Origin of the sequence: Streptomyces sp. SudanB5_2050 (assembly GCF_964272335.1) — a bacterium.
Lineage (GTDB): Bacteria > Actinomycetota > Actinomycetes > Streptomycetales > Streptomycetaceae > Streptomyces > Streptomyces rochei.
In genome coordinates this window covers 7,072,222-7,090,109 of record NZ_OZ186760.1, presented here as the reverse complement: position 1 = coordinate 7,090,109, position 17,888 = coordinate 7,072,222, and the positions used below count along the sequence as shown (strand labels likewise).

Annotated in this window: 19 protein-coding genes; 8 read left to right on the top strand and 11 right to left on the bottom strand. The window is 73.0% G+C overall.

Annotated features, from left to right (window positions below; translation table 11 throughout):
• Positions 1–16: 16 nt before the first annotated feature.
• The 4 genes from ACFZP7_RS31120 to ACFZP7_RS31105 form a co-directional block, all read right to left on the bottom strand.
• Positions 17–529 carry a DUF5709 domain-containing protein gene (locus ACFZP7_RS31120; protein ID WP_385637261.1) on the bottom strand — a complete coding sequence of 171 codons (513 nt, stop codon included), beginning with the start codon at positions 527–529 and terminating at the stop codon, positions 17–19.
• Positions 530–626: 97 nt separating this feature from the next.
• Entirely contained in the window at positions 627–2,105 is a 1,479-nt protein-coding gene (locus ACFZP7_RS31115) for a hypothetical protein (RefSeq protein WP_385637258.1), read from the bottom strand.
• A gap of 162 nt (positions 2,106–2,267) precedes the next feature.
• Positions 2,268–4,622 (bottom strand): glycoside hydrolase family 65 protein, encoded by a 2,355-nt coding sequence (locus ACFZP7_RS31110; RefSeq protein WP_019327778.1) that lies wholly within the window; start codon positions 4,620–4,622, stop codon positions 2,268–2,270.
• Positions 4,619–5,365: a beta-phosphoglucomutase family hydrolase gene (locus tag ACFZP7_RS31105; RefSeq protein WP_030975825.1), complete on the bottom strand. Its 747-nt coding sequence runs from the start codon at positions 5,363–5,365 to the stop codon at positions 4,619–4,621. The genes ACFZP7_RS31110 and ACFZP7_RS31105 overlap by 4 nt, the downstream gene beginning before the upstream one ends.
• Before the next feature lie 53 nt (positions 5,366–5,418).
• Between ACFZP7_RS31105 and ACFZP7_RS31100 the strand changes: the two genes are divergently transcribed.
• Positions 5,419–6,120, top strand: coding sequence for a nucleoside/nucleotide kinase family protein (locus ACFZP7_RS31100; protein ID WP_385637256.1), 702 nt, complete (start codon positions 5,419–5,421; stop codon positions 6,118–6,120).
• Positions 6,121–6,206: 86 nt separating this feature from the next.
• On the opposite strand, the gene ACFZP7_RS31095 is transcribed toward ACFZP7_RS31100, so the two are convergent.
• Together ACFZP7_RS31095 and ACFZP7_RS31090 are read right to left on the bottom strand one after the other, a co-directional pair.
• Positions 6,207–6,632 (bottom strand): DUF3662 domain-containing protein, encoded by a 426-nt coding sequence (locus tag ACFZP7_RS31095; protein ID WP_030975822.1) that lies wholly within the window; start codon positions 6,630–6,632, stop codon positions 6,207–6,209.
• Between the two features lie 84 nt (positions 6,633–6,716).
• Complete coding sequence (locus ACFZP7_RS31090; RefSeq protein ID WP_019327774.1) at positions 6,717–6,881, bottom strand: hypothetical protein; 165 nt, start codon at positions 6,879–6,881, stop codon at positions 6,717–6,719.
• Between the two features lie 202 nt (positions 6,882–7,083).
• Here ACFZP7_RS31090 and ACFZP7_RS31085 point away from each other — a divergent pair, with 202 nt between their 5' ends.
• Positions 7,084–8,001 (top strand): MurR/RpiR family transcriptional regulator, encoded by a 918-nt coding sequence (locus ACFZP7_RS31085; RefSeq protein ID WP_019327773.1) that lies wholly within the window; start codon positions 7,084–7,086, stop codon positions 7,999–8,001.
• A 281-nt stretch (positions 8,002–8,282) separates the two neighbouring features.
• Positions 8,283–8,663 (top strand): hypothetical protein, encoded by a 381-nt coding sequence (locus tag ACFZP7_RS31080; RefSeq protein ID WP_019327772.1) that lies wholly within the window; start codon positions 8,283–8,285, stop codon positions 8,661–8,663.
• A 39-nt stretch (positions 8,664–8,702) separates the two neighbouring features.
• On the opposite strand, the gene ACFZP7_RS31075 is transcribed toward ACFZP7_RS31080, so the two are convergent.
• Positions 8,703–9,578 (bottom strand): hypothetical protein, encoded by an 876-nt coding sequence (locus tag ACFZP7_RS31075; protein WP_385637253.1) that lies wholly within the window; start codon positions 9,576–9,578, stop codon positions 8,703–8,705.
• A 144-nt stretch (positions 9,579–9,722) separates the two neighbouring features.
• Here ACFZP7_RS31075 and ACFZP7_RS31070 point away from each other — a divergent pair, with 144 nt between their 5' ends.
• Together ACFZP7_RS31070 and ACFZP7_RS31065 are read left to right on the top strand one after the other, a co-directional pair.
• Positions 9,723–10,475 (top strand): TetR family transcriptional regulator, encoded by a 753-nt coding sequence (locus tag ACFZP7_RS31070; protein WP_385637250.1) that lies wholly within the window; start codon positions 9,723–9,725, stop codon positions 10,473–10,475.
• A gap of 172 nt (positions 10,476–10,647) precedes the next feature.
• Positions 10,648–11,061, top strand: coding sequence for a Zn-ribbon domain-containing OB-fold protein (locus tag ACFZP7_RS31065; RefSeq protein ID WP_019327769.1), 414 nt, complete (start codon positions 10,648–10,650; stop codon positions 11,059–11,061).
• Positions 11,062–11,068: 7 nt separating this feature from the next.
• On the opposite strand, the gene ACFZP7_RS31060 is transcribed toward ACFZP7_RS31065, so the two are convergent.
• Both ACFZP7_RS31060 and ACFZP7_RS31055 read right to left on the bottom strand, forming a co-directional pair.
• The gene (locus ACFZP7_RS31060) at positions 11,069–11,476 is read right to left on the bottom strand and encodes a PPOX class F420-dependent oxidoreductase (protein WP_385637247.1); all 408 of its coding nucleotides are present in this window, start codon (positions 11,474–11,476) and stop codon (positions 11,069–11,071) included.
• Between the two features lie 95 nt (positions 11,477–11,571).
• A complete protein-coding gene (locus tag ACFZP7_RS31055) occupies positions 11,572–12,753 on the bottom strand; it encodes a MalY/PatB family protein (RefSeq protein ID WP_031015860.1) in 1,182 nt (393 codons plus the stop codon).
• Between the two features lie 181 nt (positions 12,754–12,934).
• Between ACFZP7_RS31055 and ACFZP7_RS31050 the strand changes: the two genes are divergently transcribed.
• Complete coding sequence (locus ACFZP7_RS31050; RefSeq protein WP_385637244.1) at positions 12,935–14,317, top strand: S1 family peptidase; 1,383 nt, start codon at positions 12,935–12,937, stop codon at positions 14,315–14,317.
• An 81-nt stretch (positions 14,318–14,398) separates the two neighbouring features.
• Here the strand turns inward: ACFZP7_RS31050 and ACFZP7_RS31045 are convergent, their stop codons facing one another.
• Both ACFZP7_RS31045 and ACFZP7_RS31040 read right to left on the bottom strand, forming a co-directional pair.
• Complete coding sequence (locus ACFZP7_RS31045; protein ID WP_164289681.1) at positions 14,399–14,563, bottom strand: hypothetical protein; 165 nt, start codon at positions 14,561–14,563, stop codon at positions 14,399–14,401.
• 161 nt (positions 14,564–14,724) lie between these two features.
• On the bottom strand, positions 14,725–15,885 hold the full coding sequence (locus ACFZP7_RS31040; RefSeq protein WP_127442685.1) for an ROK family transcriptional regulator: 1,161 nt from the start codon (positions 15,883–15,885) through the stop codon (positions 14,725–14,727).
• Between the two features lie 156 nt (positions 15,886–16,041).
• Here ACFZP7_RS31040 and ACFZP7_RS31035 point away from each other — a divergent pair, with 156 nt between their 5' ends.
• A complete protein-coding gene (locus ACFZP7_RS31035) occupies positions 16,042–16,938 on the top strand; it encodes a carbohydrate ABC transporter permease (RefSeq protein WP_030975784.1) in 897 nt (298 codons plus the stop codon).
• A 16-nt stretch (positions 16,939–16,954) separates the two neighbouring features.
• Positions 16,955–17,887 (top strand): carbohydrate ABC transporter permease, encoded by a 933-nt coding sequence (locus ACFZP7_RS31030; protein ID WP_125536701.1) that lies wholly within the window; start codon positions 16,955–16,957, stop codon positions 17,885–17,887.
• Position 17,888: the final 1 nt, after the last annotated feature.

Below are 17,888 nucleotides of genomic sequence, written 5' to 3'. Positions count from 1 at the left end.
GAGGTGCCGCGACGCGTCAGGCGGTCCGGTCGTCGCCGCGGTCCGGCGCCTCGGTCCCGTCCGGGAGGTCCGTCTCGTCCTCCACGATGTGCACGGCCGCCTCCTCGGCGCCCGCGGCCCCGCCGTCGATGCCGACGTCCTCGGCGATCGTCTCCTTCGTCGTGTCGGTGCGCACGCCCTCGTCGGGGGCGACCAGCCGGCCGGAGCGTTCGGTGCCCGCCTCGGGGTCGACCGGTTCGCCCTCGCCGCCGGGCTGGTCGCCCACGCCGTCCCCGGCGGGCCCGGACACGTCGGGCACCTCCTGGGCGAGCCTCTGGTCCAGGGTCTCGCCGTCGCGCTGCTCGGCCGCCGTGGTGCCGTACTTGGTCACGCCCAGGGGTTTCTCCGGCGGGGAGTAGCCCTCGTCGAGCGTCTCGTCGTAGGTCCGCTCGTCGACGGCGTCCTGGAGGTCGAGGGGCGCGGCATCCTCCTGCTCCTCGTTGTCCCCGGTGGGCTGGTAGGCGTCGTCGGCCATCGGGTCCGTGCCCATCGCTGCCTCCCTCTCGCGCTGCGGCGGCTCGGTGGTCTCGGTGTGCGGTTCGCGTTTCCCGTTACGCGATCTCTAACCCGTTCCGGGAGGGTGGTCTTCACCCGCGCGGCGCGACGCGCACGGTCAGATCGGTGATCGGGTACGCGGTCCAGTCCCGGGCGTAGCCGGGCGCGCCGCCGCCCGGGCCGGTGACGGCGGCGACCGGGATGCGGCGCGCGGTCTCGACGATCTCGGCGGCGGTGGTGTTCTCGTTGTTGCCGCTGGTGGCGCCGGAGGAGCAGCCGGTGTAGTAGCCGATCGGGATGGACTCGTGCCCGGTGACCAGGCAGGGCGGGCGGACGCCGAGCCGGTGCAGTTCGTCCGCGACCCGGGCCCAGTCCTCGCGGCTCGCGACATTGCGGTCGACGGTGCCCTCGAGGACGGTGAGCTGCACGGCCAGGTGACCGGCGACCGCGAGCGCGACCAGGGGCGCCGCCACCGGCCGCCACCGCCCCCGGTGCGTCCTGGCCAGGTGCCACAGTCCGTCGGCGACCGGGATCGCCAGCAGGGCGTAGGCGGGCTGGAGGAAGCGCGGCGCCGCGTAGCCGATCATGAGCAGGTAGGGTGCCGCGGCCGTGACGGCGCAGACGAACGGGACCAGGGTGAGGGCGGTGCGCCGGGCCCGGGCCGCGACGGCGACACCGAGCGCGGCGACGAACGGCAGGACGATCCACCAGGCGGTGACCACCGGGTGGGGCATGGAGCCGGTGCACGGGCGGCACAGGCCCCGGCCGCCGAGGCTGCGCATCTGGTCGTCGACGGCGATGTTCCAGCCGAGGCCGCCCTGGATCTCGGAGGCCCTGGACAGCCGCTCGCCGAGGCCGCCGTACCAGCCGTACGCCTCGATCACCCACTCCACTCCCCCGGCGGCGAGACCGCCCACGAGGGCGAGCAGCAGCATCCAGCGGCGGCGGACGAGGACCAGGGCCAGCAGGGGCACGGTCACCCATACGGCGTCGGTGGGCCGCATCCACGCCATCAGCGCGACGCCGGCCACCACGCCCCACAGCGCGGCCCGGCCGGAGCGCTCCTGCCAGGACCGCAGGAAGCAGCCCACGCAGATCAGGGCACCGATCGCGACCCAGTAGTTGGGCATGGCCTGCGGGCCGTAGAAGAGGGTCACCCACAGGGTGGCGAAGAACGCGCCCGCGGTGGCGACGACGCGTGTCGGGAACAGTCCCTTCCAGGCGCGCAGGGCCAGGTACAGGCCGACGCCGGACAGCACGGCGAGGTAGACGCGCAGCAGTTCGGTGGAGGACGACCAGGACGCGACGGGCGCCACCAGCAGGGAGACGCCCCGGGCGCGCGGGGCGCTGAAGAAGGCGGCGGGGTGGTGGGTGGTGACCTGGCTGACGTACACCGTCTCGTCCCAGCCGAGGCCCATCCACGGGTGGACGAAGATCAGTTGCAGGAGGGTGAACACGGCGGCCACCACGGCGAGCGGGACGTCGCCGCGCAGGCGTCGGGGGCTTCCGGTCGATGGGGCCGGCTCACCTCGTCGTCTGCCGGTGAGCATGGCGTTCGCGCCGTCGGCCATCGTGCACCCCTTACCCCCGCTCGTCGCGGAGCCGCTCGGTCCTCACCTCCTGCCGCCACTGGCGGGAGTACGGAATCCGGATCACTGATCAAACTAATGCACGGGCCCGCGGGGCGGTACTCGGCCGGGCGCCCGGCCCCGCCGGTACCGTTCCGCGGCCGGTCAGCGGGCGTTGGGACGGCGGTGCGGGGGCTGTTCGGGTGTGGGGCGGCGCTTGGGCGCGGGCACGGCGCGGGTGACGGGCCCGTCGCCGTTCACGGTCACCGCCTCGCCGTGGTGATGGATGGTCAGCGGCTCCCCGTCCAGCAGGGTGTACGTCGCCTTGTCGGAGCCGACCTCCACCCGCAGGCACCGGCCGCGGAACTGGAGCCGGAAGGCGAGGCGGCTGAACTTCTCGGGCAGGCGCGGTGTGAAGCGGAGGCTGTCTCCCTCCCGGCGGGTGCCGCCGAAACCGGCGACCAGCGCCATCCACGTACCGGCGAGGGAGGCGATGTGGAGCCCGTCGCGGGTGTTGTGCTCCAGGTCCGCCAGGTCCATCAGCGCGGCCTCGGCGGCGTAGTCGTAGGCCAGGCGCAGGTGTCCGGTCTGGGCGGCGACGACGGCCTGGCAGCACGCGGACAGGGAGGAGTCGCGCACGGTCAGCGGCTCGTAGTAGGCGAAGTTGCGGGCGATCTGGTCCTCGTCGCAGTGGGCGTCGAACCAGCTGCCGCAGGTGTACATCGCCAGCACGAGGTCGGACTGCTTGATCACCTGTTTGCGGTAGAGGTCGAAGTAGGGGAAGTGCAGCATCAGCGGGTACTGGTCGGCGGCGGTGCGGGCGAAGTCCCAGCGCTGGTGCCGGGTGAAGCCGGTGTGCTGCTCGTGGACGCCCAGCTCCTCGTTGTACGGGATGTGCACGGACTCCGCCGCGTCCCGCCAGGCGGCGCTCTCCTCGTCGTCGACGCCGAGCCGGGCCGCGTCGTCGGGGTGGCGCTCGCACACGTCGGCCGCGGCCAGGAGGTTCGAGCGGGCCATGAGGTTGGTGTAGGTGTTGTCGTCGGTGATGGCGCTGTACTCGTCCGGGCCGGTGACGCCGTCGATGTGGAAGACCCCGTGGTGGTCGTGGTGGCCCAGCGACCGCCACAGCCGGGCCGTCTCCACCAGGAGTTCGAGGGCGGTGTCGCGTTCGAAGTCGGTGTCGCCGGTGGCCGCCGTGTAACGCACCGCGGCGTGCGCGATGTCGGCGGCCACGTGGAAGGCGGCCGTCCCGGCCGGCCAGTAGGCGGAGCCCTCCGAGCCGTCGATGGTCCGCCACGGGAAGGCGGCGCCGCGCAGACCGAGCTGGGCGGCGCGGTCGCGGGCGGCGGGCAGGGTGTCCCGGCGCCAGCGCAGCGCCTCGGCCACGGCCCGGGGCTCGGTGTAGGTCAGCACGGGCAGCACGAACATCTCGGTGTCCCAGAACGCGTGCCCGTCGTAGCCGGAGCCGGTCAGCCCCTTGGCCGGAATGGCCCGCTGTTCGGCGCGGGCGCCGGCCTGCAGTACGTGGAAAAGGGCGAAGCGCACGGCCTGCTGGATCTCCTCGTCACCGTGCACCTCGACGTCGGCCCGCGCCCAGAAGTCGTCGAGGTAGGCGCGCTGTTCGGCCACCAGGCCGTCCCAGCCGCTGTGTCCGGCGGCGGCCAGCGCCGCCTCGACCTGGTCGCTCATCGCGGGCCGGGAGCGGGCACCCGACCATCCGTGGGCGACCGTCTTGCGCACCCGCAGCCGCTGTCCGGGTTCCAGCACGGCGGTGACGGTCAGCCGGGCGACGTCCGGGTTGCTCTCGCTGCTGGTGGTGGTCTCGCCCGGGGCGTCGATCTCGTGGTCGGCGGCCACGGCGACCCGCAGGCCGCTGCGCCGGGTGCGGTGGACCAGGCGCAGCCGGGAGCCGACGGCCATGTCCTCCTCGGGCTCCAGCGGCGACCTCAGCGCCTTGGACGTGCGGGGGTCGCCGTCGGGGTCGGGCAGGCTCTCGTTGGCGACCAGCTCGGACTGGATCACGACCCTGGTCCGGCTGTCGACGGGCTCGACCTCGTAGGAGACGGCGGCGATGGCCCGCTGGGTGAGCGAGACCAGCCGGGTGGAGCGCACCCGGACGGTCGTACCGGCCGGGGAGGTCCACTCGCAGGTCCGCTCCAGGACCCCGCGTCGCAGGTCGAGGGTCCGCTCGTGCTTGTCCAGCCGGCCGTAGCGCAGGTCGAAGGGTTCGTCGTCGACCAGCAGGCGCAGCAGCTTGCCGTTGGTGACGTTGATGACGGTCTGGCCGGACTCGGGATAGCCGTAGCCCGCCTCGGCGTAGGGCAGCGGGTGGAGTTCGTACACGCCGTTGAGGTAGCTGCCGGGCAGGCCGTGCGGTTCGCCCTCGTCGAGGTTGCCGCGCCAGCCGATGTGTCCGTTGGACAGGGCGAAGACGGACTCGCTCTGGGCCAGGAGGTCGAGGTTGAGGGCCGTCTCGCGCACGGCCCACGGCTCGACGCTGTACGTCCGGTTGGTGATCACGCGTCACCTCCCGGTCCCAGCTCGGCGAGGTCCTTGACGACGCGGTCCGCGCCGTGGGCGTAGAGGGCGTCGGTCTGGCCCACGCGGTCGACGCCGACGACGTAGCCGAAGTGCCCGGAGCGGCCCGCGTCCATGCCGGCCAGGGCGTCCTCGAAGACGGCGGCCCGGGACGGTTCGACGCCCAGGTCGCGGGCGGCGGCGAGGAAGGTGTCGGGGCGCGGCTTGCCCGGCAGCCCGCGTTCGCGGGCGACCACGCCGTCGACCCGTACGTCGAAGAGGCGTTCGGCGTCGATGGAGCGGAGCACGTCCCGGGTGTTGGCGCTGGAGGAGACGATCGCGGTGGCGAGGCCGGCGGCGCGGACCGCGTCGATGTAGCGCAGCGTGCCCTCGTAGGGCTCCACGCCGTCGGTGCGGATCTTCTCCAGGACCAGCTCGTTCTTGCGGTTGCCGACGCCGTTGACCGTCCGCGCGTCCGGTGGGTCGTCGGGGTCGCCCTCGGGGAGTTCGATGCCGCGGGAGGCGAGGAAGGTGCGCACGCCGTCGGCGCGCGGGCGGCCGTCCACGTACTCGTCGTAGTCGGAGTCGGTGAAGGGCCTGAAGTCCGCGCCGTCCCGCTCGCGCAGGAAGGCGTCGAAGGTCTCCTTCCAGGCGGCGGCGTGCACCACCGCGGTCTTGGTGACGACCCCGTCGAGGTCGAAGAGGCAGGCCCGGATGGAGTCGGGGAGTCCCAGCTGCGTCGTCATACCCCACACAGTTCCCCGCCGGGGCGGCTCCGATCAGGTGACACACTCTGCGTGTGACGCTGACCTTCGACGACCTCCTCGCCCGTGCCCGCCGTCTGCCCCGCGGAGGACGGCGCGCGATCCTCGGTATCGCGGGCAGTCCCGGGGCCGGCAAGTCGACACTGGCGGAGTGCCTGGTGCGGGAGTTGAACGGGACCGGCGAGCCGTGGGTCGCGCACGTCCCGATGGACGGCTTCCACCTCGCCGACGTCGAGCTGGACCGGCTGGGCCGCCGGGAGCGCAAGGGGGCGCCCGACACCTTCGACGCGGCCGGGTACGCGGCGCTGCTGGGCCGGCTGCGCGCGGAGCCGCACGGCCGGGCGACGGACGGCGACCCGGCGGACGGCGAGGACCCGGCGGACGGCGACACCGTGTACGCCCCCGGCTTCGAGCGGGTGCTGGAGCAGCCGATCGCGGGGGCGGTGCCGGTGCCGCCCTCGGCCCGGCTGGTCGTGACCGAGGGCAACTACCTGCTGCTCGGCACCGGCGCCTGGGCCCGGGTGCGCTCCCACCTCGACGAGGTCTGGTTCTGCGAACTCGCGGAGGATGAACGGGTCCGGCGCCTGGTGGCCCGGCACGAGCGGTTCGGCAAGTCCCCCGCGGACGCGGTCGCCTGGGTCCGGGGCAGCGACCGCCGCAACGCCGAGCTGGTCGCCGCCACCCGGGACCGCGCCGACCTCGTGGTGCCCGAGGGGGCGATGCCGGTCAGCCGGTGATGCGGGTCAACCGGTGATGCCGGCCGGACCGCTGACGTCGGTCCCTACGCCGGCGTCGGTCCCTCCCCCGCCATCGGGCGATCCGGTCATGATCCGCCGTCCGTGCGCTGCGGCCGCCCGGCGTCCGGGAAGCCGTCGGCGCTCACGTGCGGCAGCACACCGCTCGCCACCCGGTAGCGCCCGCCCGGCACGTCGTCCGACCTGGTGATGTGCACGGCGAGCGGGCCGGCCCACTCGTAGCCGCGCCGTTCGGCGTGCCGGGCGAGGCTGTCGGTGAGCACCTGGCCCACCCGGCCGCCGTGGCGTGCCAGTTCGTCGTGCACGCTGCCGGCGAGGGCGACGTCGTAGGCGTTGGGGGCCAGCACCCGCCCCGCGGGAGAGACCACCGCTTTGCTGTCGCATTCGGTGCGCAGGGCGTCGAGGAGTTCGACCGGGTCCTTGTCGAAGACCCGCGCCCACAGCGCTTCCATGCGGTTCTCCAGTGTTTTCTCCAGCGCGCTGATGGCGCCCATGTGTGTCACCTTCCGGGGGTGCCCCCGGGGCCGGTCGCCCGGCCGCCCGGGAGGGAGTGCGGTCGTGGGGCGGTCGTGCGCCGGTCAGTGCTCGTCGTAGTCGCCGGGCCGGACGTGCGCCTCCTCCAGGGCCTCGCGCATGGTCCGGCCGGTGCCGCCGGGCGCGCGGGGCGTCTCCTCGTCCTCGCGCCGGTCGAGGACGTCGTCGGTGGTGTCGGTCTTCGGCCGGTTCTCTTCCGGGACGGTCATGACACTGCCTCTCGTGCGTGTTGCGGTCGCTTTCGCAACGGCGGGTTCCCGGTCGGCGCCGGGCTATCCCCGCCGACCGCGGGGCGGGGCGGGCGGCGCGGAATCCGGCGTCGGAGGGCGGCCGGGCCGCCCCGGACACGGCCGGGCAGGTCACCGGGGGTGAGCTATGTTGACCTCCGTGGGAGACAAAGGAGGCGCACCCGTGCCATCGCCGCAGCAGGCCCGCGCACAGGCATCGGCGATCACCTCGGGACGTACGGCCGAGGAGACGGAGGTCTCCGCCACGTCCCGGCTCAGGACGCTGTTCGACCGTCCCCGTCTCTCCCCCGGACAGCGGCGCATCGCGCAGTACCTGATCGAGCACCTCCCCGAGGCGGCGTTCCTGTCGATCACCGACCTCGCCGACCGGGTGGGGGTCAGCCAGCCCTCCGTGACGCGGTTCGCCTCCGCGGTGGGCTTCAGCGGCTACCCGGCGCTGCGGGAGCGGCTCCAGTCCATCGCTCTGGGCGGCCGGGGCACCGGTCCGGCCGAGGAGAACCGGGGCAACGAACTGCAGGCGGCCGTGGACGCGGAGATCGAGAACCTGGAGAACCTGCGGCGTGACTTCGCCGACGCCGACCGGGTCATCGACGTGGGCCGCAAGCTGGCGGCGTCCACCCCGCTGACCGTCCTCGGCCTGCGCATCTCGGTCTCCCTCGCCGAGTACTTCGCCTACGCGGCCCGCCGGGTCCACCCGGACGTGCGGCTGGTGACCCGCGGCGGCAGCGTCGCCTACGACGCGCTGCTGCAGTCCCGCGAGGCCGGCGGCACCTGGGTGCTCGCGTTCTCCATGCCCCGGCACGCCCACGAGACGCTGAACGCCGTCCGGGTGGCGCGCGGCGCGGGACTGAAGGTGGCGCTCATCACCGACCTGGCCCTCGGACCCGTCGTCGACGAGGCCGACGTCACCTTCGCCACGGGCACGGGGTCGCGGCTGGTCTTCGACTCCTACGCGGCGCCCGGCGTGATGTGCGCGGCCCTCCTCCAGGCCATGACCGACGCCGATCCCGAGCGGACCCAGGCCCGGCTGGAGGGGTACGAGCAGGTGGCCGACCAGCACCAGTTCTTCCTGCGGGACTGAGCGGGCCCTTTTTCGCGAGCCGAAGCACGCATGAATGTTTTCATACGTCTTGCAAAGCGGATGGCATATATAAATACTGCTCCACGGATCGCACCCCCGGCCTCCGGAACGCGTCCGCACCCGCGTGAACACCACGGCCGCCGACTCCTACCCGCTCCGGCGCCCGCGGTGTTCCGTCGGGCGTCTCCCGCGTGAGCGCCCGCGGCGGTCCCGGTCGTCCCCTGGACCGGGGCCGCCCCCCACCGTCGTCCCACCCCGTCGACGCCGCCGCACCGGAAGCGATGATCATGCCCCTGACGACCACGCGCACCAGCCCGGACTGGCCCTGCCAGGTGAAGGCCCCCGGCAGTTACGACTGGGAACGCTCGGCGGCCAAGTGGCTGCGCGAACTGGTGCCGGCCCGCTACGCCGGCTATCCGGCGCTGATCCGCCACCCCGTGCTCCTCGCCCGCCACGCGCAGATCCAGGTCCAGCACGAGATCCGGGTGGCGCGCACCGCCCTGCAGACGGCCCGCGCGGACCTGCCCCGGCTCGGGCTGCCCGAGTCGGTCATCGAGCACACCATCAAGCTGTACGCGGCGGAGGTCCTGCAGCTGCAGCACATCGCGCGCAGCGTACGGGCGGTCACCGAGGCGCTGGTCGAGCGCGGCGGCGGGCGCTGATACCCCCGTCCGCCGGTCCCTGACGCCCCGCGGGTGCGGTCAGGCCGCGAGAAGGCGCCGCAGCGCCGCGCGCAGGGCGGCGACGAAGGAGTCCCGGCCGCTGTCGTCGAGCGCGTCCAGCGACAGGTAGGGGTTGAGGTCCTCCAGTTCGACCAGCAACAGCTCGCCGCCGGGGGCACGGCAGGCGTCGACGCGCTGGATGCCGTGGTCGATACCGTTCCACTCGATGAACCGCCGGGCGAATTCGAGGTCCCGTGCGGTGGCGTCGTACGGCACCAGCTCCCAGCGCCGGCCGGGGTCCGGCGCGAAGAGGGCGTACTGGAAGTCGTCGTCGACGAAGTAGAAGGACACCTCGTACGCGAAGTCGACGCGCGGCTGCACCAGGATGCCCCCGTCGACTCCGGCGGATCCGTCGGCCCCGGCGGCCCCGGCGTCCTCGTCGCCGAGCGCCTGCGGGAGGCGGTCGGCGGGCACGATCCGCAGGCCCGCCGAGTCCGCGCCGAGCCGGGGCTTGACGACGTACTCGTCCGCCGCCGGCAGCAGGTGCAGGTCCGCGAGGCTCCCCACGGTGGGTATGACCGGTTCCCCGGCAGCGCTCAGGTCCAGCAGGTACTGCTTGCCGGCCATGTCCGCCCGGCCGGTGAGCTGGTTGTAGACCCGCGTACCGCGCTCGGTGGCGCGCTCGCGGAAGGCGTCGTAGGCGGCCCGGTGGCCCAGCACCGGACCGCTGTTGCGGACCACCACGGCGTCGAAGGCGTCGAGCAGCGCGGCGGCCTCCCCCGGGTGACACAGCGCCAGGTCGAACTCGTCGCGCAGCCGGGAGGTCAGGAAGATGTCCTCGTCGCAGTAGCGCCGGCCGCGCGCCGGGTAGGCCAGGTCGGTGACGTACAGAAGACGGGGACGGACGGACGGCATGCGGGCCTCCTCGGGGCTGACCGGCTGTGATCGTATGTGATCGACAGCTCGGCAGCTCGACAGGTCGACCTCCGGAGTGCACTCAGTTCCCCCTCCAGGCTGCACCGAGTGCCACCAGGCCGGTGAACTGCTACGTTCCCCCTCATGAGCTCCAGCAGCGCGGCGCCCGGCCGCGAGGACGGCAACGGCGCGGCGGCTGCCGCGGACGCGGCGGGCGGGCGTCCGCCGATGCGCGAGGCACTGGTCGCGGCGGCGTTCCGGCTGTTCCTGGAGCGGGGCTACGAACAGACGACCATCGACGACATCGTGGCGCTCGCCGGTGTCGGACGGCGCTCCTTCTTCCGCTACTTCCCCTCCAAGGAGGACGTGGTCTTCCCCGACCACGAGCGCTGCCTGGCCGACATGACGGCCTTCCTGGCCGCCTCCCCCGAGGACGCCGACCCGGTGGCCCGGGTCTGCGACGCGGCCCGCCTGGTGCTGCGCATGTACGCCGAGAACCCGGACTTCTCGGTGCAGCGCTACCGGCTCACCAAGAAGGTCCCGGGGCTGCGGGCGTACGAGTTGTCGGTGGTGTGGCGCTACGAGCGCGCCCTCGCCGAGTATCTGCGCGGGCGCCTGGGCGGGCGGCCGGACGGGACGCTGGAGGCGGACGTGATCGCGGCGGCGGTGGTCGCGGCCCACAACAACGCCCTGCGGTCCTGGCTGCGTTCGGACGGGCGGAAGGACGCCGGCGCCGCGGTGGACCACGCGCTCCGCTACGCGCAGTCCGCCTTCGGCGGCGCGCCGACACCGCCGCCCGCCGACGAGCAGGGGGACGTGGTCGTCGTCGTCGCACGGCGCGGCGCACCCCTGTGGCAGGTGGTGCGGGAGGTCGAGGCGGCGTTCGCCGGCGACTGACCGGCCTCGTCCCACGAGCCGTGGCGTCGGAAAGCGAGGGTACCGAGTGCCTTTACGTGTGGCACGCAGTGCCATAGCCTGTGGCCGTGCACGGTGGCACGGTCACCCGCGCACCCGCGTGCCCGGGAGACCGCGCACGCGGTTCCGGCTCGAGTGCAGGGAGTTGACCAGCGTGTACCACCACTCAGGAAACGTCGCTCAGCAGACGGCCGGCTCCGCCACGGGCGTGCTCGATCCCAAGGGCCCGGAGACCGAGGCGATCCACTTCCAGCGCTGCACCTGGTGCGGCACCGCCATGTACCACCGGGTGCTGTGCCCCGTCTGTCGGGGCAGCGACCTGCGGACCGAGCGCAGCGAGGGCACGGGGACGGTGCGGCACGCCACGGTGGTGCACCGCAACACCCCCGCCGCGCGCAATGTGTCCCTGATCGAGATGGCCGAGGGCTTCGTGCTGCGCGGACGGGTCATGGGCCCGCTCATCGGCATCCACAGCGGCGACCGGGTGCGGCTGTCCACGGCCAAGGACCCGGTACGCGGCGAGCCGGTCTTCCAGCTGGTCGACGAGCCGTACCGGGCCTGGACCTGACTGTGCGTCAGCCGAGCCGGCGGTCCGCCTCGGACGTGGGCGTGATCCTGATGCCCACGGTGCCGGCCGTTCCGCGGCGCAGCCGGCTGCCGAGGAGGGTGAGCCGGCCGACGATTCCGTACTTGCGGGCGATCAGCCGGCGGTAGCGGCCGGTGGTGGCCGGGTCGCAGACCTCCGCCGTCGCCGGGATCTGGGCGCCGGTCGGCCGGCCGCGCAGGTCGCACGGACCGATCAGCACGTCCGCGCGGTTGCGGACCCGCTTGACCTTCCAGGAGTCGGCGGCCGTCCAGACGCCGAGCGCGTCCCCGTCCCGTACGACCCACACGGGGGTGGCGACCGGGGTGCCGTTCTTCCGGTAGGTGGTGACCAGCAGGTACTTGCCGGTGCCGAGCCGGGCCACTGAGACGTCGTCCATGGCGGGGAGTCTAGGCGTGCGCCGGGCACGGCCGCGGGCCCGGCAACCGCACCGCACCGCACCGCACCCGCATCAACACCGCACCCGCACCCGTCTCAGTCCAGGGCCGCGGCCATCCTCCGTACCGCTTCCGTGATCACCTCGGCCGACGTCGCCAGATTGAGCCGCAGGTGCCCCGCGCCGCCGGTGCCGAACGGGATGCCGGAGCTGAGGGCCACCCGGCCGCGCCGCAGGAAGACGTCCGCCGGATCGTCCCCGAGGTCCAGCGGGCGGCAGTCGAGCCAGGCGAGGTAGGTCGCCTCACCGGGCCGGTGGACCACCCCGGGCAGGTGCTCGGCCAGCAGCCGGGTGAGCAGCCGGCGGTTCTCCTCGATCCCGGCGAGCACGGCGTCCAGCCAGGCGGTGCCGTCGCGCAGGGCGGCCGTGTGGGCCAGGACGCCGACATGGCTCGGTCCGTGGCCGACCTCCTCGGGCATCCGCGCCAGGTCGGCGGCGGCACCGGGTCCGGCGAGGGCGAGCGCCGCCTTGAGACCGGCCAGGTTCCAGCCCTTGGACGCGGACATCAGCGCGAGGCCGCGCTCGGCCCCGGGCACGCTGAGGTACGGCACGAAGCGCGCGCCCGGGCCGGTGACGACCGGCGCGTGGATCTCGTCGGCGACGACCCGGACGCCGTACCGCTCGGCGAGGGCGGCGACGGCGGCCAGTTCCTCGGCGGTGTGCACGGTGCCGGTGGGGTTGTGCGGGCTGCACAGCAGGTAGGCGGCGCGCCCCGACCCGGCGACGGCCCGCCGGAACTCCTCCTCCAGCACACCGAGGTCGATGCGCAGATCGGCACCGAGGGGCGCTTCGACGACCCGCCGGTCCATGTGGGACACGAACGCGTGGAACGGCGGGTACACCGGCGGGTTGACGATCACCGGGTCACCGGGGCCGGTGACCAGCTTGAGCATCTCGACGACGCCCAGCATCACGTCGGGCACGATCGCGGTGCGTTCGACGGCGAGGTCGTCCCAGCCCCAGCGCTTGCCCGCGAAGGTGGCCAGCGCCTCGGCGTAGGCGGTGCCGACGGGGTAGCCGGTGTCGCCGAGTTCCACGGCTTCGGTGACGGCGCGTACGACGGGGGCGGCGAGGGGGACGTCCATCTCGGCCACCCACAGCGGCAGCACGTCGGCCGGGTAGGTGCGCCACTTCATGCTGGTGCGGCGGCGCAGTTGCTCGAGCGTGAGGGCGCGAAGGGGGTTCGGCTCGCCGGACGGGTGCTCCTCGATGCTGGTCATGGGGCACAAGATAGGCGGCGGCGGTGCCGACCGGAAGCGGGACGGGAGGGCGCCGGCGGGCGGGTGGGGCCGCCGGGCCGTGAACACCGGTGCGCCCGCCCCCGTATGGGAGGAGGGCCCTCGATGTCGGGCAGGGCCTCCGCGGCGGTGGCGCCGCGCGTCCGGGTTCGGGAGCACACGCATGAGGCACGCACGACGACGCATGGTCCGGCGAGTCGCACGGCTGGCGGCCGTCGGCGGGCTGCTGCTCGGGGGGACGATGGTCACCCGGGCGGTGGCGAGCGAGCCGCCCGACGCACCCGCGGTGCCGTACACCTCGGCGCGGGCGGCGTCCGGCACGGGCGCCGGCCTGGTGTCCCGGCTGGGCGCCGACCGTACGGCGGGCCACTGGGTCGGCTCCGACGGGCGGCCGGTCGTCGCGGTCACCGACGAGGGCACCGCCGCGCGGGTGCGGCGGGCCGGCGCCGAGGCGAAGGTCGTGCGGCACAGCATGGCCGAGCTGAAGTCGGCAACCGAGGCGCTGCGTTCCGCGCCGCGGGTGCCGGGCACGGCATGGGCCCTCGACTACCGGTCGAACGAGGTGGTGGTGCGGGGTGACAGCACGGTCTCCCGGGCCGACTGGTCCAGGCTGACGGACGTCGCCTCGGGCATCGGCGGCTTCGTCCGCATGGAGCGCACCGAGGGCGCCTTCACCACCCGCCTGAACGGTGCCGAGCCGATCCTGTCCACGGCGGGGCGCTGCTCGGCGGGCTTCAACGTGACGGACGGGAGAGACGACTTCATCCTCACCGCGGGCCACTGCGGGCCGACGGGGTCGGTGTGGTTCGGGGACGAGGGGGGCGACCGTCAGGTCGGCAGGACGGTCGCCGGGAGTTTCCCCGGGGACGACTTCTCCCTGGTCGAGTACGCCGACGGCGAGGCCGGCGAGGGCGCCGAGGTGGTGGCCGTCGGCGGGGGCAAGGGGGTGCGGATCACGGGTGTGGGTGAACCGGCCGTGGGTCAGCGCGTGTTCCGCAGCGGCAGCACCAGCGGGCTGCGCGACGGCCGGGTGACCGCGCTGGAGGCGACGGTCAACTATCCGGAGGGCACGGTCACCGGTCTGATCGAGACCGACGTCTGCGCGGAACCGGGCGACAGCGGGGGGCCGATGTTCTCCGAGGGCGTCGCGCTCGGCGTGACCTCGGGCGGCAACGGGGACTGCGACAAGGGCGGCACGACGTTCTTCCAGCCGCTGCCGGAGGCCATGGAAGCGCTGGGCGTGCGGCTGCTCGCCGCCGCGCGGGAGGGCGCGGCGCCGTCCGCACCTGCGGCGAACGGCGGCGAGGGTGCGGGCGCGGGCGCGGGCGGGGCCACGGCGCCGGGGGGCGCGGCCCCGGGGGCCACGGCACCCGTCACGGGTGTCGACGGCTCGACGCTCCTGTCGCGTCTCACCGACCGCCGCAACGTCGGCCCCGGCATGCTCGTCGTCGCGGGCAGCACGGTGGCCCTGGTGGCCACCCGCTGGATCCGCGCGGAGCAGGACCGCAAGGCCTACCGACGGCACTACTCGGCGACATGGGGGTGAGCCGAGGTCAGTGCGAGAAGGGCACCCTCTGGGTGCCCGGGGGGCGGAGCCGCGATGCGCCGAGGAGAGCCCGGACGCCGCTCAGGCGGCGTGCTCCGGGGCCGAGGCCCACTCCATGACGAGCCGCTGGTACTCCTCGCGCTGCTCGACGCTCAGTGTCCCGCCCGACCGGAGCCACAGGGCCCGGATCTCCTCGTTGACCTCGGCAGCCGATCGCTCGGAGGAGGGTTCAACAGTGGTGGACATGCTGTGAAGCATACGGCGCCGCGCGTGAAGACGATGTGAGTAATCGGCGGCCAATCGGACATAACGGACCGTGTTACTGGTCACGTCGATCTTCTCATCTGTCAAGGCCCGGGGGCGAGTTCGCTGTCCGCGCTGTGTCCTGCCGCACACCTCCCACCCGTTCACACCTGTGCCGCCCCCAACACCAGTACCTGGATGGCCAGCACGGCGGCGCCGCGCGCCCAGTCGTGGAAGTCGGACACCCGGGTCTCCAGTACTACCGGGGCGGCCCGTGGATGCCGGTTGTCGCGGATGGTGTTCTCCACCACGTCGCCGGCCACCTTCATCAGCCCCACCCCTTCCCCGGCGAGCAGGATCTTCTGCGGCATCACGAAGTTGGCGATCTGCGCCACCAGGGTGCCGAGGGCCCGCGCGGCCTCCCCGACCACCCGCGCCGGCATGGGCTCCCCCGCGGCGGCGGAGGCGAGGATCTCCTCGTAACCCACGTCACGGCCGGTGGCGGCCCGGACCTGGTAGCGGATGTTGGGGATGGTCAGCAGCGAGACCGCGCTGCCGCGCCGCCCGTCGGGGGTGAGCGGGCCGTACGGGTCGAGGATCCAGTGACGCCCGAAGCCGCGGTCCTCGTCCCCCGAGTACGGCACCCGCCTGCCGCCGAGCACCAGTCCGTAGCCGAGGCCCGCGCCGATGGTCAGCACCACGAACCGGTCCAGGCCGCGCCCCGCCCCGAACCAGGTCTCGGCCTCCACGAAGGCCGCGGTGTCGTTCTCGACCACCACCGGCAGACCGGTCCGTTCCTCCACGAGCGCGGCCAGCGGAACGCCCCGCCACCCCAGGAAGGGGGACTCGCCGACCACGGAGCGTCCCTCGACGAGGCCGCCCACACCGATCCCGAGCCCGGCCGGCCGGGGACGCCCCCGGGACAGCTCCCGGGTCATTCCGGCCAGCACGTCGGCGACCTCTCCGGGGTCCCGTGCGGCCAGCGAACGGTCCAGGCGGGCGACGATCTCGCTGCGCAGCGTGGTGAGGACGCCGTACACCGTGTCATCGGTGATCTTGAAACCGAGGAAGTGCCGGGAGTCCGCGACCACGTCGAGCGGCTGGGAGGGGCGCCCCTGCCGCCCCTCCGTCGCGCCCGCCTCCTCCACCTCGACCAGCAGTCCCTCCTGGATGAGCGGCTTGGTCAGCCGGGTCAGGCTGCCCGGCGACAGATCCAGCCGCCGGGCGATCTCCGTCCGGGACAGCGGGCCGTGCACGAGCACCTCGATCGCCACGGAGCGCTCACCCGGGCTCAGCGGAAGCCAGCTTTCGGCCTGAGTGCGCATGACGAATCCAGCCCCACTTTCTTCCATCACGGAAATAACAAGGCCATTTTAGGCTCATTCCCTCACGGAAAACGATCTCCGCACACCTCTTGACGCACCGATTATTCCGCCTCAAAAGTAAACAGGACGAGCCGTCCCACGCGAGGGAGTCTGCCGATGTCCATCGCCTTCAGCAGCCGTTCCGGGAAGCAGGGTGACGGTCGTCTCGCCGCCGTGTTCATCGCGCCGGCGTTCCTCGGGTTCGCGGTCTTCCTGCTCTGGCCGACACTGCTCGGCGTCTACCTGAGCTTCACCCGTTTCAATCTGCTCACGCCGGCCGAGTGGGTCGGTCTCGACAACTACGTGCGGATGGTCAACGACCCCATCTTCTGGGAGTCGCTGCGGGTCACGGTCGTCTACGTGGTCCTCAACATCGGCGTGCAGACCGTCTCGGCCCTGGCCATCGCCGTGCTGCTGCAGCGCCTGACCCGGTCCCCCTGGCTGCGCGGCATCGTGCTCACGCCGTACCTGATGTCCAACGTCGTGGCCGGCGTCGTGTGGCTGTGGATCCTGGACACCCAGCTCGGCATCGGCAACGAGATCGTCATGGCGCTCGGTCTCGACCGCATCCCGTTCCTCACGGACGAGACGTGGGCGGTCCCGGCCATCGCGCTGATCAACGTGTGGCGGCACGTCGGCTACACCGCCCTGCTGCTGTTCGCGGGACTGCAGGCCATCCCGGACGACATGTACGAGGCCGCGAAGGTGGACGGGGCGAGCGAGTGGCGGATGTTCCGGCGGATCACGCTGCCGCTGCTGCGGCCGGTCCTCGCCGTGGTCCTCATCATGACGGTGATCGGTTCGTTCCAGGTCTTCGACACCGTCGCCGTGACCACCGCCGGCGGACCGGCGAACGCCACCAACGTCCTCCAGTTCTACATCTACGGCGCCGCCTTCGGCCGCTTCCAGTTCGGGTACGCCTCGGCGATGTCGGTCGCCCTGCTCGTCGTACTGAGCGCCATCACCTTCGTCCAGTACCGGCTCACCCGGGCCGGCCAGACCGACCTCGGCTGACGGAGAGGAGAACGAGATGACCGACACGAGCGCCGTCGCCCCCGCCACGGCACGTGGCGCGGGACGCGGCGGGCGCCGGCTCTCCCCCGGACGGATCGTGGCGTGGGCGGTGATGGCCGCCATCGTGCTCGTCACCCTGCTTCCCTTCTACTGGATCCTGCGCACCGCCCTGTCCTCCAACGCCGGGCTGGCCGGCCACCCGGCGGACCCCTTGCCGGTCGACCCGACGACCAGCGGCTTCGAGCGGGCGCTCGGTCTGCAGTCGGCCGAGGAGGCCATCGCCCAGGGCGGCTCGGGCAGCGGACTGAAGTTCTGGCGGTACCTGCTGAACTCGGTGCTCGTCTCCACGCTGATCACCGTCTGCCAGATCCTCTTCTCCGCCATGGCCGCCTACGCCTTCGCCCGGCTGCGCTGGCGGGGCCGCGACACGGTGTTCGCCCTGTTCCTGGCCGGTCTGATGGTGCCGACCGTCTTCACGCTGCTGCCGAACTTCGTGCTCATCAAGGAGATCGGGCTGGTGGACTCCCTGCTGGGCATCGCCCTGCCGACGTTGTTCATGACCCCGTTCGCGGTCTTCTTCCTGCGGCAGTTCTTCATGGGCATCCCGCGCGAGGTGGAGGAGGCGGCGCTCCTGGACGGCGCCGGCAAGGTGCGGATCTTCTTCCGGATGCTGCTGCCGATGGCCTCGACACCCGTCCTGACGCTGGCCGTGCTGACGTACATCACGTCCTGGAACGACTACTTCTGGCCGCTGATGGTGTCCTACAGCGACAGCTCACGGGTGCTGACCGTGGCGCTGGCGGTCTTCCGCTCCCAGACCCCGACGACCGGCACCGACTGGTCGGGGCTGATGGCGGCCACGCTCATCGCGGCGCTGCCGATGCTGCTGCTCTTCGGGGTCTTCGCGCGCCGCATCGTGGGCACGATCGGCTTCACCGGCATCAAGTGAG